At 71.0% G+C, this 1,244-nt stretch carries 1 protein-coding gene; it reads right to left on the bottom strand.

Going from position 1 to position 1,244, the window contains the following annotated elements; all coding sequences use genetic code 11:
- The coding region (locus ABZ260_RS51310) for a beta-ketoacyl reductase (RefSeq protein WP_355633316.1) at positions 1-1,232 on the bottom strand (1,232 nt) is incomplete at its 3' end.
- Positions 1,233-1,244 lie beyond the last annotated feature (12 nt).

Genomic DNA, 1,244 nt, shown 5'->3' with positions numbered 1-1,244 from the left:
ACCACCGCACGACCCGCCGCACCCGCCGCGCCGAACAACGCCAGCCCCTGCGCCTCCGACAACGGCAACATGCCTGCCCGCGCGATCCGGCGCATGTCGGCCTCGCCCAGCGCGCCGGTCATTCCGCTGTCCTGCGCCCATGGACCCCACGCCAGCGAGAGTCCCGCCAACCCCACGGCCCGCCGATGCTCGGTCAGCGCGTCCAGGAACGCGTTCGCCGCCGCGTAGTTGCCCTGCCCTGCCCCGCCGAACGTCCCCGCCACCGACGAGAACACGACGAACTCGGCCAAACCCAGATCGCGGGTGAGCTCGTGCAAATGCCAGGCCGCGTCCACCTTCGGCCGGAACACTCTCTCCAGCCGCTCGGGCGTCAGCGACGCAATCGTCCCGTCGTCCAGCACACCAGCGGTGTGAACGACGGCGGTCAGCGGATGATCGGCCGGCACCTGAGCCAGCAGGGCCGCCACCTGATCGCGATCAGCCACATCGCACGCGGCGACCGTGACTTCCACCCCATGCGCGAACAGCTCCGCCTGCAACTCCACCGCACCCGGAGCATCCAGGCCGCGCCGGCTGGCCAGCAGCAGATGCCGCACCCCACGCTCGGCCACCACATGCCGCGCGAACAACCCACCCAGACCGCCCGTGCCGCCAGTGATCAACACCGTCCCCTCCGGATCCCAGGAGCGGACAGCCTGCTCACCATCCTGGGCAACGCCGGGGGGATCGCCAAGGTAGGAGCCGGGCGCCACCCGCGCCAGGCGCGGCACCCACACCTCAGCACCGCGCACCGCCACCTGCGGCTCACCCAACGCCAGCACACCGGCCAGCACCGACAGAGACGATCCCTCCTCTACGTCGACAAGCACGAACCGGCCCGGATTCTCCGACTGCGCCGACCGCACCAGACCCCACACCGCCGCAGCCGGAAGATCGGCGACAGCGTCCCCCTCCCGCGCCACGACCGCACCCCGAGTGACAACCACCAAACGGGAATGACCGCACCGGTCATCGGCCAGCCATCCCTGCACCAGACCCAACACGCGGGCGGCCAACTCATGCGCCGACTCCACCACCCCGCCAGCCGGGTCCGCGACCACCTCGGCCAGCACCACATCCGGCACCGGACCCGCCTCCACCAACGACGCGAGATCCCCATGAACCGAAACCACTTGCCCGTCCGCCTGCCAAACCCCGGCGACACCGAGCAGGTCCAGACCGAGCACCGCCACCGGCGAAACCTC

The sequence above is a fragment of the Streptosporangium sp. NPDC006013 genome, assembly GCF_040614275.1.
GTDB lineage: Bacteria > Actinomycetota > Actinomycetes > Streptosporangiales > Streptosporangiaceae > Streptosporangium.
Note: the sequence above shows the minus strand (reverse complement) of the source record. Positions and strands in the feature narration are given on the sequence as shown.